Consider the following 15798-nt stretch of genomic DNA (forward strand, 5'->3'; position numbering starts at 1 on the left):
CAGCCGAGCGCCGTGTCCGGCCCTCTCGTCCGCGCCCCGGTGCGACAAGCCCGGCGGCGCAGCCGAGTTCGGCGACGAGCCGGTCGGCATGGTCAGGCCCGGGGGCGTTCGCGACGAACTCGGCGTTCCCGGGCCAGCGTCCGGTAGCTCACGTTCCAGAACCACTCCACCGGCCCTCGCTCGAAGTGGCGTAACCACAGGTGCGCTCCACTCGCGATGATCACCGCCACCAGCAGGTAGACACCGATGGTGAACGGGACACGGTCGCCGGGTGAGACGCGGGTGGCGAGTCCGAAGCCCCAGCCGTAGCAGAGCATCGATGCCACCAGGTTCTGCAGGATGTAGCAGCTGAGCGCGGTGCGGCCGATCTCGGTGAGGCGCCGCCCGGCGAACCCGGCCACAGGATGCCGCAGGTACCACTCGGCGACCGCCGCCAGAATGCCGAGACCGACGAACGGGGCGCTGCCGTAACGAGTGAACAGGATGAGGTCGCCGCCGCCGATGAGGCCGACAGCCGAGTCGATCGGCGCCGCCACGCCGAACCCGAGGATCATCAGCCGCTTCCGGATCCGCCCGCCTTCCGGGCCGAACACCCCGGCCCGAAACAGCCGGGCGCCGGTCAGGAACAGCGCGACCGACATCGCGAAGACGAAGACCGCCTCCACCCGGAACAGCCCGGCGTGGCCGAGCCGGAACATCGCGAGATCCCAGAACGAGCCCTCCGCGTACGGATTCGGGTCCAGCGTGGGACGTGCGGCCGCATCCCGGCGCGGTGCGAACACCAGAGCCAGCGCGATCAGCGTCAACAGCGACGCGTGCACGGCCGCCGCGCCGACCACCCAGCGCCGCTGCGCACGCTCGCCGGTGGCGAGCACGAACGCGACGACGAGGCCGGTCACCGCGTAACCCATCAGGACGTCGAACTCGGCGACGAGGACGAAATTGAGCAGACCGTCCAGCAGCAGTAGTCCCGCGCGCCAGGGGTACTTGCCCGGCCAGCGGCGCCCGGCCGTCGTCGCGGAGCGCTGCTGGATGGCCAGGCCGATGCCGAACATGACGGTGAGCAGCCCGAGGAACTTGCCCTGCGCCGCCTGTTGGAGCACGCGCTCTGTCCACGTCCATCCGCCGGCCTGCCCGCCCAGGTCGTGCAGGTAGCCGACCAACCCCCGCGGGTTGGTCATGATCCAGATGTTGGTGGCGAGGGTGCCCAGAATCGCGATCCCGCGTAGCACGTCCAATGCGACGAGCCGGGTGCGCGCGGGCGCCGATCGGCGCTGTTCGGTGGCCTCCGCGCGGCGGTCGGCGATCGATTCGGACATGTCCCGACTATCGCGCCGACCTGCACCGGGACGAGTCCTCCGGAAGTACCACCTGCGGTATGACATTGGACTCCGCCGGTCGCGACGGGTTGCGACGGGTGCGTCGCATAGGCTCGACAGCATGCAGCGCATCATCGGAATAGAGGTCGAATACGGCATCTCGACCCCGACCGAGCCGTCGGCCAACCCGATCCTCACCTCGACCCAGGCGGTCTTGGCCTACGCCGCGGCGGAGGGCGTGCCGCGCGCGAAGCGCACCCGCTGGGACTACGAGGTGGAGTCGCCGCTGCGCGACGCGCGCGGATTCGACCTGAGCCGGATGAACGGGCCCGCGCCGGTGATCGACGCCGACGAGGTGGGTGCCGCCAACATGATCCTCACCAACGGCGCCCGGCTCTACGTCGACCACGCCCACCCGGAATACTCCGCGCCCGAGGTCACCGACCCGCTCGACGCGGTGATCTGGGACAAGGCGGGCGAGCGGGTGATGGAGGCCGCCGCGCGGCACGCCTCGAGCGTGCCGGGAGCCCCACGGCTGCAGCTGTACAAGAACAACGTCGACGGCAAGGGCGCCTCCTACGGCACCCACGAGAACTACCTGATGAGCCGGGACACCCCGTTCAACCAGATCATCGTCGGGCTCACCCCGTTCTTCGTGTCCCGGCAGGTGGTGTGCGGCTCCGGCCGGGTCGGCATCGGCCAATCCGGCGACCACGCGGGCTTCCAGCTGTCCCAGCGCTCGGACTACATCGAGGTCGAGGTCGGCCTGGAGACCACGCTCAAGCGGGGCATCATCAACACCCGCGACGAACCACACGCCGATGCCGACAAGTACCGCAGACTGCACGTCATCATCGGGGACGCCAACCTGGCCGAGATGTCGACCTACCTCAAGGTCGGCACCACCGCCCTGGTCCTCGACCTGATCGAGGCGGGCGAGGACCTATCGGACCTGCAATTGGCGCGCCCGGTCACCGCGGTCCACACGATCAGTCACGACCCCACGCTGCGGGCAACCGTCGCGCTCGCCGACGGCCGCGAGCTGACCGGCCTCGCGTTGCAGCGCGTCTACCTGGACCGGGTGGTGAAATTCGTCGATCGCACCGGCAACGACGACAAGCGCGTCCAGGACATCATCGAGAACTGGGCGATGGTGCTCGACCTGCTCGAACGCGATCCGATGGAATGCGCCAACCTGCTCGACTGGCCCGCCAAGCTGCGCCTGCTCGAGGGTATGCGCAGCCGGGAGGGTCTCGGCTGGGCGGCCCCCAAGCTGCACCTGATGGACCTGCAGTACTCCGACGTGCGCCTGGACAAGGGCCTCTACAACCGTCTGGTCGCCCGCGGCTCGATGAAGCGCCTGATCAACGAGCAACAGGTCCTCGACGCCATGACCAACCCGCCCACCGACACCCGCGCCTACTTCCGCGGCGAATGCCTGCGCCGCTTCGGCGCCGACATCGCGGCGGCCAGCTGGGACTCGGTGATCTTCGACCTGGGCGGCGACTCCCTGGTCCGCATCCCCACCCTGGAACCGCGCCGCGGCACCAAGGCCCACGTCGGCAAGCTCCTCGACGGCGTGACCACGGCCGCCGACCTGGTCGAACAGCTCACGACGTAGTCTTCGGCAGCGCGTGTCCCGGCCGTCCCACGGGTCGGCCGGGCTACGCGTGTTCGGCGACGCCGGGGACGTTCCGGATATCGGCGATGCTACCGAGGGCGTAGACAAGGCGTCGTACTCGACCGCGGGCCCCGCGTCGGGCGGTCGCGCTACCGGGTGCCCGCTCGCGAATGTTCGGCGGACGCGTTGCCCGCGCACCAGCAAGGGCTGCGAGACACAGGTGCTCGGCCTGTTCGCCGGTCGGTGTGAAGTTGTGGTCGCGGTCGCAGTCCGGCAGGTTCGACGCCGTCGCGCTGAGATTCGATGGCCGACCGATTCGCTACCGCCCGACGCCACCGCACCAGCTCGGCCGCAGGCTTCGAGCGAAGCGAGACCGAGCCTGTTCCGTTCGGGGGCTCGCGTCCGAGTGGCCGCTCGGGCGCGCCATGAGGGCGCCGCGAACACGCAGCGCCGCAGGTGCTGCGAAGCGAATACCGGCCGTGCACCCGCCGCGCCCGCGCGGCCGAGGAGACAGCAAAATAGGCACACTGTCGGTGCTGGTAGGTAGTGTTGAGGAACGAGCACGGACAATGCTCATGATCGGGATCGTGCTCACGATGGGTCCCGGTCATGGTGAGGACAGAGGAGGTCGGCTGCCATGGCACAAGAGCAGACCAAGCGCGCCGGGGGTGGCGACGAGGACGAGGGCCCGGACGGTGTGGATGCCGCCGGTCAGGAGCGCCGCGAGAAGCTGGCGGAGGAAACCGACGACCTGCTCGACGAGATCGATGACGTACTCGAGGAGAACGCCGAGGACTTCGTCCGTGCGTATGTGCAGAAAGGTGGCCAGTGACAGTCGGTGACCCCTCGCGTCTCCACCTGGGGTACGCCCTCTCTTCCTTCTCCGAATATCTCCGCATGCATGCTCCGGACCTGTTGCCTTCCAGCAGGTTCGGACAGGGTGCCGCCGGAATCTCCGGCGGCACTTCCGCGAAGGAGATCGCCCCGCACGGCACCACCATCGTCGCGGTGAGTTATCGCGGCGGTGTGCTGATCGCCGGCGACCGGCGCGCCACGCAGGGGAATCTGCTGGCCAGCCGGGATATCGAAAAGGTCTTCATCACCGACAGCTATTCCGCGGCAGGCATCGCGGGCACGGCGGGCATGGCGGTGGAGATGGTGCGGATCTTCGCGGTGGAGCTGGAGCACTACGAGAAGTTGGAGGGTGTATCGCTGACCTTCGACGGCAAGGCCAACAAGCTGTCGAAGATGGTGCGCGAGAATTTGCCCGCGGCCCTGCAGGGTCTGGCGGTGGTGCCGATGCTGGTCGGCTACGACCTGGGCGCCACCGATCCGGACAAGGCGGGTCGCATCGTGTCGTTCGATGTGGTGGGTGGACGCAGCGAGGAGCGTTTCGGGTACGCCGCGGTCGGTTCCGGCTCGGTGTTCGCGAAGTCCGCGCTGAAGAAGTTGTACGCCAAGGGAATCGATCAGGAGCGCGCGCTGCGCATCGCCGTCGAGTCGCTGTTCGACGCGGCCGACGACGACACCGCGACGGGCGGTCCGGATCTGGTGCGCGGCATCTTCCCGACGGCGATCGTGATCGATGAGGAGGGTGCGGTCGAGGTGACCGAGTCGCGGCTCGCGGAGATCACTCGCGGAATCGTCGCCGACCGCGAGGCCGCCGAAGAAGGGATCGCCTGAGCATGACGTTGCCGTACTACGCGTCGGCCGAGCAGATCATGCGCGACAAGACCGAACTCGCCCGCAAGGGCATCGGTCGGGGGCGCAGCGTCGTGGTGCTGACGTATGACAAGGGTGTGCTGTTCGTCGCGGAGAATCCGTCCGCGACGCTGCACAAGGTGAGTGAGCTCTACGACCGGATCGGGTTCGCCGCGGTCGGCAAGTACAACGAGTTCGAGAATCTGCGCCGGGGCGGCATCTTGCAGGCCGACATCCGCGGGTATCAGTACGACCGGCGCGATGTCACCGGCCGGGCACTGGCCAACGCCTATGCGCAGACCCTCGGCACGATCTTCACCGATCAGCTCAAGCCCTACGAGGTGGAGATCTGTGTGGCGGAGGTGGGCTATCCGGAGCAGGCGCCGCAGTCGGTGCTGTACCGGATCACCTTCGACGGGTCGATCGTGGACGAGCGGGAGTTCGTGGTGATGGGCGGCACGACCGAGCCGATCGTCACCGCCTTGAAGTCGTCCTACCAGCCGGGTCTGGACCTGGCCTCCGCGGTCGGCGTCGCGGTGCGCGCGCTGCAGGCGGGCGTGCCGGAGGGCACGGAGAAGGAGAAGCGGGTCCTGGGCGTCAACACGCTCGAGGTCGCGACCTTGGAGCAGGCGCGTCCGCGCCGGGCGTTCCGGCGGGTCGCGGATGCCGCGCTGGAGCGGCTGCTCAGCCCGGCGGAGGCGACCGAGGCGTCCGAGAAGGAAGCGGAGCCCTCGGCGAAGGACACCCCGCCGGCGGAGTGATCCGCCCGGGCCGACGAGCTCGGCGGCCCGCGAACGACACCTCGTTCGCGGGCCGCGTCGGCATGTCCGCAGCCGGTGTCGAGGTGGGCATCCTTCGGCCGAAGCGGCGTTTCGTCCGGGCAAATTCCGACAAAGCGGGCCAAATCGTTGTGAAGACGTATGCATACGGGTTGTTCGGTGCACCCCGCAAGTCCCGCACATGGCTGTAGTGTCGATGGTGTGCAGCGACGAATTATGGGGATCGAGACCGAGTTCGGTGTGACATGCACCTTCCACGGTCACCGTCGACTGTCCCCCGACGAGGTGGCCCGGTATCTGTTCCGCCGGGTGGTGTCCTGGGGCCGTAGCTCGAACGTGTTCCTCCGCAACGGTGCTCGGCTCTACCTCGATGTCGGGTCCCACCCGGAGTACGCGACCGCGGAGTGCGACAACCTGGCGCAACTGGTGACCCACGACCGTGCGGGCGAGCGGGTCCTCGAAGAGTTGCTGATCGACGCCGAGCAACGGCTGGCCGAAGAAGGCATCGGCGGCGACATCTACCTGTTCAAGAACAACACCGACTCCGCGGGCAACTCCTACGGCTGCCACGAGAACTTCCTGGTGGTTCGCGCCGGCGAATTCTCCCGGATCTCGGATGTGCTGCTGCCGTTCCTGGTCACCCGCCAGCTGATCTGCGGCGCGGGCAAGGTGCTGCAGACGCCGAAGGCGGCGACGTTCTGCCTGTCGCAGCGCGCCGAGCACATCTGGGAGGGCGTCTCCTCGGCGACCACCCGCTCGCGGCCGATCATCAACACCCGCGACGAGCCGCATGCCGACGCGGAGAAGTACCGCCGCCTGCACGTGATCGTGGGCGACTCCAACATGTCCGAGACCACCACCATGCTCAAGGTCGGCACGGCTGCCCTGGTGCTGGAGATGATCGAGGCGGGCGTCTCGTTCCGCGACTTCGCCCTGGACAATCCGATCCGCGCGATCCGCGAGGTCAGCCACGACCTGACCGGTCGCCGTCCGGTGCGCCTGGCCGGTGGACGGCAGGCCAGCGCCCTGGACATCCAGCGCGAGTACTACGCCCGCGCCGTGGAGCATCTGCGCAATCGGGACCGCGATCCCCAGATCGACCAGGTGGTCGACCTGTGGGGCCGCACCCTGGACGCGGTCGAGGCGCAGGACTTCGCGAAGGTGGACACCGAGATCGATTGGGTGATCAAGCGCAAGCTGTTCCAGCGCTATCAGGACCGGTACGGCATGGAGCTGTCCGATCCCAAGATCGCCCAGCTGGATCTGGCCTACCACGACATCAAGCGCGGGCGCGGCGTCTTCGACCTGCTGCAGCGCAAGGGTCTGGCCAAGCGCGTCACCGAGGACGAGGCCGTGGACGCGGCGGTGGACACCCCGCCGCAGACCACCAGGGCCAAGTTGCGCGGTGACTTCATCACCGCCGCGCAGGAGGCGGGCCGCGACTTCACCGTCGACTGGGTGCACCTCAAGCTGAACGACCAGGCGCAGCGCACCGTGCTGTGCAAGGACCCGTTCCGCTCGGTGGACGAGCGCGTCGATCGCCTGATCGCGTCCATGTGACCGGGCGGGCATGATCGAGGCATGATCATCGCCTTCTCCGTCACACCGCTCGGGACCGGCGTCGACGTCGGGCGCGCGGTCGCCGAAGCGGTCCGCGTGGTGCGCGCCAGCGGACTGCCCAACCACACCGATGCCATGTTCACCACCGTCGAGGGCGAGTGGGACGAGGTGATGGCCGTGGTGAAACAGGCGACCGATGCCATCCTCGCCGTAGCGCCGCGGTGCAGCCTGGTGCTGAAGGCCGATATCCGGCCAGGCGTGACCGATGCGATCAGCGCCAAGGTCGAAAAGGTCGAGCGATACCTCGCCGAGGGCTGACAGCGTTTTCGGCCGGCACACTGTCCCTGACGCTGCGAACTGTCGACGTCGCGGCCGAAACAACGCCGAATCGCGCGCCGCCGCGCGGTGGCGCGGGTGCGCAGATTACCCTCTATCGGGTGGCGATATCCAAGGTCGAGCGGCTGATGAATCTGGTCATCGCGCTGCTGTCGACCCGGCAGTTCCTGACCGCTGAGCGGATCCGGGACAGTGTGGCCGGATACGAGGACTCCGCCAGTGACGAAGCGTTCAGCCGGATGTTCGAGCGGGACAAGAACGAACTGCGCGATCTGGGCATTCCGCTGGAAGTCGGCCCGGTGAGCCGGTACTCGACGATCGAGGGCTACCGGATCAATCGCGACGCCTATGAGCTACCCGATATCGACCTGACCGACCAGGAGGCCGCCGCGGTCGCCGTGGCCGTGCAGATGTGGGAATCGCCCGAGCTGGCCGCCGCCGCGGAGGGTGCGCTGCTCAAGCTGCGCGCCGCGGGCATTCACGTGGAGACCGACGTCGCGGTGGCCTCGGTGCCCGCCGTTCCCGCTCGCACCCGAGGCTCGGAACCGGTGCTCGGGAAACTCCTGGCCGCGATCGATGCCGGTCAGGCGGTGCGGTTCGAGCACCGCGGCGCGATCAACGCCCCCTATCTGATGCGCGATGTGGAGCCGTGGGGTGTCGTCACCCATCGCGGCCGCTGGTACTTGGTCGGGCACGACCGCGACCGGGACGCGGTGCGCAGCTTCCGGCTGTCGCGCATCGGCGACGAGGTGACCGCGTACGGCGCCCGCAATGTGGTCCGCAAGCCCGCGGGCGTGGATCTGCGTGCCATCGTCGACCAGGTCACCAGCACCTCGCCGGTCAGCGGGTCGGCCACGGTATGGGTCGCCGAGGGCCGGGGACGTGAGCTGCGCAGGATCGGGCAGGTCGTCGGCGAGCGCAACGTGGGCGGCCGCGCGGGTTCGGTGGTGGAGCTGCCGGTGCGATCGCGCGACTGGCTCGCCCGGCTCATCACCGGACTCGGCCCGGACGCGGTGGTGCTGGCTCCCGAGTCGCTCCGCGCCGATGTCATCGCGCGGTTGCGTTCGGTGTTCGACCGGACGGAGGTGCGGGCATGAGCTCGCGTCTCTCGGTGCGGCTTTCCCGGCTGCTGAACATGATCCCGTACTTCATCGCCCACCCCGGCATCAGCGCCGCCGAGGCCGCCGCCGACCTGGGCGTCACCACCAAGCAACTGATGAGCGACCTCAACCAGCTCTGGATGTGCGGCCTGCCCGGCTACGGTCCGGGTGACCTGATCGACCTGTCGTTCTCCGAGGAGAGCATCGAGGTCACCTTCTCCGCAGGCATCGACCGGCCGTTGCGGCTGACCTCCACCGAAGCGACCGCGCTGCTGGTCGCGCTGCGCTCGATCGTCGACATGCCAGGCATGGTGGACCCCACCGCGGCGCACGCGGCCATCGCGAAGATCGAATCGGCGATCGCGGGTGGCGCGTCCACCGACGCCGACGGGCGATTCCCGACCCCGCCGCAGGAGGCGCCCACGGTGGCGGCCGTGCGATCGGCGCTGGCGCTCGGCCGGGCGCTGCGGCTGGTGTACTACTCCGCCAGCCGCGACGTGGTGTCCGAACGCATCGTCGACCCGATTCGCATCGTTCTCGTGGACGACAACAGCTACCTGCAAGCGTGGTGCAGGCAGGCCGAGGGAGTGCGGCTGTTCCGCTTCGACCGCATCGAGGCCGCGGCCGAGTTGGACGAACTCGCCCGGCCGCCGAAGCATGCCACCGAGGCGACGGCCGGGCTGGACCTGTTCCAGGACGATCCGGCGGTTCCCTCAGCGCGTTTACGAATCCACGCCGACTACGCCTGGGTTCTCGATCAGTACCCGATGCACCGGCTGGCGGTGCATCCCGACGGCAGCTTGGAGGCGACCATGCGGTTCGCCACGCTGGACTGGATGGCCCGCCTGCTGCTCGGTTTCGGGGCGGGCGTCACCGTCCTCGGGCCACCGGAGCTGGTCGCGGCGGTGCGTGAGCGGTCCAACGCCGCGCTGGCCGCCTACGAGGAAGCCGGATTCCTGGGGGCTCGATGAGAAACGAAGAGGCCCTACCGGCATGAACAGTCGTGTGCTGGTGGTAGGCGCGGGCAGCATCGGCAACTTCGTCGGCGGCAAACTCGGCGTGGCGGGCGCGGAGGTCACCCTGGTCGGCCGCAGACGGGTGCTCGACGAACTCGGCTCGTCCGGGCTCCGGCTCACCGACCTCGACGGCGGTGACGAGGCGTTACCCGCGGACCGATTCCACCGCGCCACCGAACCGGATGACGTCGGATCGGCCGATCTGGTGCTTGTCACGGTGAAATCGGCGGCGACAGCGGCGGCGGTGCGCGATCTCGCGGGCAAGATCAGGCCGGGCACCGTGGTGCTCAGCCTGCAGAACGGTATCGGCAACGACTCGGTGATCCGCGAGATCCTGCCGCATTGCGTGGTGCTGGCAGGCATGGTGATGTTCAATGTCGTGCACCATCCCGGCGGCCGTTTCCATCGGGGCACCGAGGGCGGGCTCGCGGTGCGGGACGACCCGGCGCTGGCGCCGTACCTGGATGTGTTCGAGCGGGCGGGACTCGGCTTGCGGCGGTATCCCGACCTGCGCCCGGTGCAATGGGCGAAGCTCCTGCTCAACCTCAACAACCCGATCAACGCGCTGTCGGGGCGCCCGCTGCGGGAGGAACTCGCCGAGCGGGACTACCGCCGCTGTCTCGCGCTGACCCAGCGCGAAGCGCTCGCGGTGATGAACAAGGCGCGAATTCGCCCCGCCCGGCTGACTCCGCTGCCGCCCCGGGTGATGGCCACGCTGCTGACCGTCCCCGACGGCTTGTTCCAGCGGGTGGCCGGACAGGTGCTGGCCATCGATCCGATGGCGCGTTCGTCCATGGCGGACGATCTGGAGCTGGGCCGAAAGACCGAAATCTCCTGGCTGTGCGGTGAAATCGTGGGACTGGGCGCGATGGTCGGGATGCCTACACCGGTGAATCAGCGGCTGATCGAATTGATCGTCGCCGCCGAGCAGGGCGGCAGGCGCGCGTGGACCGGCCGGGAATTGCTCGGCCAGTTGCGGGCCGCCGCGGCGGGCGCCGTGCCCGGACGCGGGGCGAACGAGCGGTGACGGCAGCGTTCGCGCACGTCACGGTCCGGTAGCATCGAGGCATCACAGTCTTGGGAGGTAGATCATGGGCAGTCTGAGCATCTGGCACTGGCTGATCATTGCGGTGGTTTTCGTGATGTTCTTCGGCGCGAAGCGGATGCCCGACGCGGCCCGCAGCCTGGGCCGGTCGTTGCGCATCTTCAAGAGCGAGGTCAGCCAGATGCAGCACGAGAGCAACGCGTCCGACAGCGGCGCGCCGGCTCAGCAGCCCGCACCGCAGCTGCCCGCCGCGCAGCAGTCGCCGCAGGCCACCGAGCCCCGTACCGAGCCGAAGTCGGTCTGAGCGGATCCGCTCGCGCCGGAGTGAGGAACAGCTCACTCCGGACTCAGTGCTGTTGCCGAGCTGAGCGAGGCACGTGAACCCAGGGGCGATCACCAACCATGCGAATCCCGTTCGATCCGCGGCATAGCAAGCGCAGGACGAATCCCGACGGCACGATGTCGTTGGTCGAGCATCTGCAGGAGCTGCGGTACCGGTTGCTGGTGTCGATCGCGGCGGTGATCGCGACGACGGTACTGGGGTTCCTGTGGTACGGGCACGGGTTCCTGGGGGTGGAAAGCCTGGGCGAGATCCTGCGCGGGCCGTATTGTTCGCTGCCCGCCTCGGCCCGAGCGACGTTGAGCCAGGACGGGGCGTGCCGTCTGCTGGCGACCGCGCCGTTCGAGCAGTTCACGTTGCGATTGAAGGTCGGCATGACCGCGGGCGTCGTGCTGGCGGCGCCGATCTGGCTGTACCAGCTGTGGGCGTTCATCACCCCCGGGCTGTATGCCAAGGAACGCAAATACGCGATCGGGTTCGTGTCCTCGGGCACGGTGTTGTTCGCCGCGGGGGCGGTGCTGGCCTATGTGGTGATCGCGCACGCGTTGAGCTTCCTGCTGACCATCGGCGACAACGTGCAGATCACGGCGCTGAGCGGGTCGCAGTATTTCAGTTTCATCCTGCAGTTGCTGATCATCTTCGGGGTCAGTTTCGAGACGCCGTTGCTGATCGTCGGGTTGAACCTCGTGGGAGTGCTGACCTATCAGCGGCTCAAGGCGTGGCGGCGCGGGATCACCTTCGGTTTGTTCGTGTTCGCGGCGATCGTGACGCCGCAGGATCCCTTCTCGATGCTGGCGCTGGCCTTGGCGCTGACGGTGTTGTTCGAAGTGGCGATCCAGTTCTCCCGGATCAACGATCGCCGCAGGGCGCGCAAGGAGCGCGAGGGCCTTGGTGCGTTGTCCGACGAGGAGGCCTCCGATCTGGGCGCCCCGGAGCCGATCGATCCGGCCGAGTCGCTCACCACCCCCGCGGAGAAATCCACACGACCGGTGTCGGACTACTCCGATACGCTCTGACGAGTGACAGATGACCGGTCGCAGATGGGCGAGTTGGCCGTATTTTCCGCCGAGCTGAAGTTCCGGCTGGATCCCTTTCAGCGTGCTGCCTGTGCGGCGCTCGAGGAAGGCCACAGCGTCTTGGTCTGCGCGCCGACGGGCGCGGGCAAGACGGTCGTGGGCGAGTTCGCCGTTCACCTGGCGCTGGCGGCCGGTGGGAAGTGCTTCTACACGACGCCCATCAAGGCGCTGTCGAACCAGAAGTTCGCCGACCTCACCGAGCGCTACGGCCGTGACAGCGTCGGACTGCTGACCGGCGACCAATCGATCAACCCGGGCGCTCCGGTGGTCGTGATGACCACCGAGGTGCTGCGCAACATGCTCTACGCCTCCTCGGACGCGCTGCGCGGACTGTCCTACGTCGTGATGGACGAGGTGCACTACCTCGCCGACCGGTTCCGCGGCGCCGTGTGGGAAGAGGTCATCCTGCACCTGCCTCCGGACGTGCGGCTGGTCAGCCTTTCGGCCACGGTGAGCAATGCCGAGGAGTTCGGCGCCTGGATGGAAACCGTGCGCGGCGACACCGCGGTGGTGGTCGACGAGACCAGGCCTGTGCCGCTGTGGCAGCACGTCATGGTGGGGCGGCGGATGTTCGACCTGTTCGACACCAAATCCACCGAACAGAAGGTGCTCGTCGACGAAGACCTGGTGCGGTTCATCCGCCACCGCGAGGCCGCCGACCGGATGAACAGCTGGGGCCCCCAGCGCAACGGTCGCGGCGGCCCGCGCCGGGATTTCCGTCCGCTGCCGCGGCCGGAGGTGCTCGCCAAACTGGACGAAGAGGGCCTGCTGCCCGCGATCACGTTCATCTTCAGCCGCGCGGGTTGCGACGGCGCGCTCGCGCAGTGCCTGCGTTCGCGGCTCGACCTGAGCCGTCCGGAGGAGCGCGACGAGGTCGACGCGATCATCGACAAGCACACCGGCGATCTGCCCAAGACCGATCTCGAGGTGCTCGGTTACTGGGAGTGGCGCGAGGCGCTGCACCGCGGCCTGGCCGCGCATCACGCCGGGATGCTGCCCGCGTTCCGCCACACCGTCGAGGAACTGTTCGTCAACGGGCTGGTGCGGGCCGTCTTCGCCACCGAGACGCTGGCCCTCGGCATCAACATGCCCGCGCGCACCGTCGTGCTGGAGCGGCTGGTCAAGTTCAACGGTGAATCGCACGCCGAACTCACGCCCGGCGAGTACACCCAGCTGACCGGGCGCGCGGGGCGGCGCGGCATCGACGTCGAAGGCCACGCGGTGGTGCTGTGGCAGCCCGAGGTGGACACCAGCGCGGTCGCCGGTCTCGCCTCGACGCGCACCTACCCCCTGCGCAGTTCCTTCCGGCCGGGCTACAACATGTCGATCAACCTCATCGACCGGATGGGCGCCGACGAATCACGCGCCCTGCTGGAGCGGTCGTTCGCCCAGTTCCAGGCGGACCGGTCGGTGGTCGGGCTGGTGCGCGGCATCGAGCGCAACGAGGCGGCGCTGCGCAAGCTGCGCGACCAGATCGGCGGCGCGGAAGGGGGGTTCCTGGAGTACCTGTCGCTGCGCGACCGGATCAAGCAGCGCGAGCGGCAGCTGACCCAGCAGAGCCGCGCCGACCGGCGAGGCGCCGCGGTGGACGCGCTCGGCGCGCTGCGGCGTGGCGACGTGGTGGCGATTCCCTCCGGCCGCCGCGCCGGGCTCGCGGTGATCCTGGAGCCGGACGCGACCCCCGGCGATCCGCGGCCGCTCGTGCTCACCGAGGACAAGTGGGCCGGCCGGGTGTCGGTCGCCGACTTCCCGGTGCCCGCCGAGGCGCTCGGGCACATGCGGCTACCGCGCCGGGTGGATCACCGGACCGCGCGCATCCGCCGCGATCTGGCTTCCGCGCTGCGCAGCACGGGGATCTCGGTGCCGGGCAGGCCGCGGCGCGGCAGGCAGTCCGCCGCTGCCGACGACCGGGAACTGGCCACGTTGCGCCGCAGCCTGCGCGCGCATCCGGCCCACTCGCGGCCCGATCGCGAGCAACTGGCCCGCGTGGGTGAGCGCTACAACCGGCTGCTGCGCGAGACGGAGGCGATGCGCCAGAAGGTTGCCGCGACCACCAATTCGCTGGCGCGCACCTTCGATCGCATCCTCGGCCTGTTGGAGGAACGCGGATTCGTGCAGGAGAGCGAGGTGACTCCGGACGGACGCAGGCTGGCTCGCCTCTACGCCGAAAGCGACCTGCTGGTCGCCGAATGCCTCAGGAAGGGGCTGTGGCGTGGCCTCGGCCCGGCCGAACTGGCCGGTGTGGTGTCGGTCCTGGTGTACGAATCCCGCCAGGAGGGTGGCTATCTCGGCGCGAGCGGTCCGACGGCGCCGATCCGGCGGGCGGTCGGCGCGACCATCGGGGTCTGGTCCGAACTGCGATCCGACGAGGCGCGGCACAAACTGCCCCCGACCAGGGAGCCCGATCTGGGTTTCGTCGACGGCGTCTACAAATGGGCGCGGGGCGATGGATTGGCCGAGTCTTTGCTCGCCAGCGGTGACCAGGGCGCCCCGCTGTCGGCCGGTGATTTCGTGCGCTGGTGCAGGCAGGTGATCGATCTGCTCGACCAGATCCACGGCACCGCCGATGATCCCGAGGTCGCGGCCACCGCGGCCAAGGCGGTGCGGGCGATCCGCCGGGGCGTCGTGGCGGTGGACGCCGCCTGAGCGGCCTGAGCGTCGGGCGCGGCGGCGGCAATAACAACACGGCGGATTCGATTGTGATTTGATTTCTTTCGCGTACCGACCGTGGCGGAATAGTCGTGTCATGCGACGAGGCCCACGCGGGGGGCTACCGTGTGTACAACGATGCGAGTGGAGGCAAGCAGATGAGCGGCCCGTACGGACCGAACGACCCCGGGGAGGGACGCAACGATCCCACCCAGCAGTGGAGTGGACAGCAGGCGCCGGGCGGAGCCGGTCCCACACAGCAGTGGGGTGGTCAGCCGCAGACCCCGGCCTCCGCCCAGCCGACCCAGCACTGGGGTGAGCAGCAGCAACCGCAGCAGCAGTGGGGTCAGCCGCAGCAGCAACAGTGGGGCCAGCAGCCGCAGCAGCAACAGTGGGGTCAGCAGCCCGCACAGGGCCAGCCGCAATGGGGCCAGCCGCAGCAGGACTGGGGCCAGCAGGGGCAGCAGCCGCAGTGGGGGCAGGCGCAGCAGCCCCAGCCGCAGTGGGGCGCTCCCGGCCAGCAGCCGCCGCAGCAGGGCGGCAAGGGTAAAGGCCTGATCATCGGTCTGTCGCTGCTCGGCGTCGCGGTGGTCGGCGCGATCGTCGCACTCGTGCTCGTGCTGACCGCGAAGGACCAACTGGACCAGGCCGCGGTGCAGGACGGCGTGAAGAAGGTGCTGTCGGACTCCTACGGCATCCAGGACATCAGCGACGTCTCCTGCCCGTCCGGACAGGAAGTCAAGGTCGACGCCACCTTCGAATGCAGCGTGAAGGTCAGCGGCGAGGCCAAGAAGGTGAACATCAAGATCACCAAGGACGACGGCACCTATGAGGTCGGCCGCCCCAGCTAGGGTGCCGGTTTGTCCAGCGCTTGCGGCGCTGGGCGTTCGCGGCCCTTGGTGGCTCGCGTCCGAGCGACCGCCGCTTGCTCCTTCGCTGGTACGCGGCGGCTACTCGGACGAGAGCCGGGCTGTGTTGGTTTGCGAGCGCCCGCGGCACCGGGCGTTCGCGGCCCCTTCTTGCTCGTATCCGAGCGACCCGCCGCCTGCTCCTTCGTCGCCTGCGCGGCGGCCACTCGGACGCGAGCCGGGCCGCGAACCGCGCATGCTCGGTCTCGCTTCTCTCGAAACCTGTCGGGTGTGATCGCGCCGGGGTCGCCTCTCGGACCGTGAGCCGGGCCGCGAACGGCGCCTGCTCGGAGCTTCGCTCGGTCGGGCCGGAGTTGTCGTGCGTAATGCGGTGGGGCTTCCGCGTCT

At 68.9% G+C, this 15798-nt stretch carries 14 protein-coding genes; 13 read left to right on the forward strand and 1 reads right to left on the reverse strand.

Annotated elements, in window-relative coordinates:
* Nucleotides 1-92 precede the first annotated feature (92 nt).
* On the reverse strand, nt 93-1319 hold the full coding sequence (locus ACZ6DL_RS06065; RefSeq protein WP_466049292.1) for a DUF418 domain-containing protein: 1227 nt from the start codon (nt 1317-1319) through the stop codon (nt 93-95).
* A 121-nt stretch (nt 1320-1440) separates the two neighbouring features.
* On the opposite strand from ACZ6DL_RS06065, the gene dop reads away from it, so the two are divergent.
* The 13 genes from dop (at nt 1441) to ACZ6DL_RS06130 (ending at nt 15393) form a co-directional block, all read left to right on the forward strand.
* Nucleotides 1441-2940: a depupylase/deamidase Dop gene (dop, locus tag ACZ6DL_RS06070; RefSeq protein ID WP_040867183.1), complete on the forward strand. Its 1500-nt coding sequence runs from the start codon at nt 1441-1443 to the stop codon at nt 2938-2940.
* Nucleotides 2941-3577: 637 nt separating this feature from the next.
* Complete coding sequence (locus ACZ6DL_RS06075; protein ID WP_014986166.1) at nt 3578-3772, forward strand: ubiquitin-like protein Pup; 195 nt, start codon at nt 3578-3580, stop codon at nt 3770-3772.
* A gap of 65 nt (nt 3773-3837) precedes the next feature.
* Nucleotides 3838-4623 (forward strand): proteasome subunit beta, encoded by a 786-nt coding sequence (prcB, locus tag ACZ6DL_RS06080; RefSeq protein WP_466049293.1) that lies wholly within the window; start codon nt 3838-3840, stop codon nt 4621-4623.
* Between the two features lie 2 nt (nt 4624-4625).
* Nucleotides 4626-5402: a proteasome subunit alpha gene (prcA, locus tag ACZ6DL_RS06085; protein ID WP_466049294.1), complete on the forward strand. Its 777-nt coding sequence runs from the start codon at nt 4626-4628 to the stop codon at nt 5400-5402.
* A 219-nt stretch (nt 5403-5621) separates the two neighbouring features.
* Nucleotides 5622-6980: a Pup--protein ligase gene (pafA, locus tag ACZ6DL_RS06090; RefSeq protein WP_174186519.1), complete on the forward strand. Its 1359-nt coding sequence runs from the start codon at nt 5622-5624 to the stop codon at nt 6978-6980.
* Between the two features lie 21 nt (nt 6981-7001).
* Complete coding sequence (locus tag ACZ6DL_RS06095) at nt 7002-7298, forward strand: thiamine-binding protein (protein ID WP_063053870.1); 297 nt, start codon at nt 7002-7004, stop codon at nt 7296-7298.
* A gap of 119 nt (nt 7299-7417) precedes the next feature.
* The gene (locus ACZ6DL_RS06100) at nt 7418-8413 is read left to right on the forward strand and encodes a helix-turn-helix transcriptional regulator (protein WP_466049296.1); all 996 of its coding nucleotides are present in this window, start codon (nt 7418-7420) and stop codon (nt 8411-8413) included.
* The gene (locus tag ACZ6DL_RS06105; protein ID WP_466049298.1) at nt 8410-9387 is read left to right on the forward strand and encodes a helix-turn-helix transcriptional regulator; all 978 of its coding nucleotides are present in this window, start codon (nt 8410-8412) and stop codon (nt 9385-9387) included. The genes ACZ6DL_RS06100 and ACZ6DL_RS06105 overlap by 4 nt, the downstream gene beginning before the upstream one ends.
* A gap of 22 nt (nt 9388-9409) precedes the next feature.
* Nucleotides 9410-10459: a 2-dehydropantoate 2-reductase gene (locus ACZ6DL_RS06110; RefSeq protein ID WP_466049299.1), complete on the forward strand. Its 1050-nt coding sequence runs from the start codon at nt 9410-9412 to the stop codon at nt 10457-10459.
* A 64-nt stretch (nt 10460-10523) separates the two neighbouring features.
* The gene (tatA, locus tag ACZ6DL_RS06115) at nt 10524-10781 is read left to right on the forward strand and encodes a Sec-independent protein translocase subunit TatA (RefSeq protein WP_062972818.1); all 258 of its coding nucleotides are present in this window, start codon (nt 10524-10526) and stop codon (nt 10779-10781) included.
* Between the two features lie 98 nt (nt 10782-10879).
* Nucleotides 10880-11833: a twin-arginine translocase subunit TatC gene (tatC, locus tag ACZ6DL_RS06120; protein ID WP_466049301.1), complete on the forward strand. Its 954-nt coding sequence runs from the start codon at nt 10880-10882 to the stop codon at nt 11831-11833.
* Nucleotides 11834-11857: 24 nt separating this feature from the next.
* Nucleotides 11858-14539, forward strand: coding sequence for a DEAD/DEAH box helicase (locus tag ACZ6DL_RS06125; RefSeq protein WP_466049577.1), 2682 nt, complete (start codon nt 11858-11860; stop codon nt 14537-14539).
* 161 nt (nt 14540-14700) lie between these two features.
* Nucleotides 14701-15393, forward strand: coding sequence for a DUF4333 domain-containing protein (locus ACZ6DL_RS06130; RefSeq protein ID WP_466049302.1), 693 nt, complete (start codon nt 14701-14703; stop codon nt 15391-15393).
* The last annotated feature ends 405 nt before the right edge of the window (nt 15394-15798 follow it).

The sequence above is a fragment of the Nocardia sp. NPDC041819 genome, assembly GCF_055590505.1.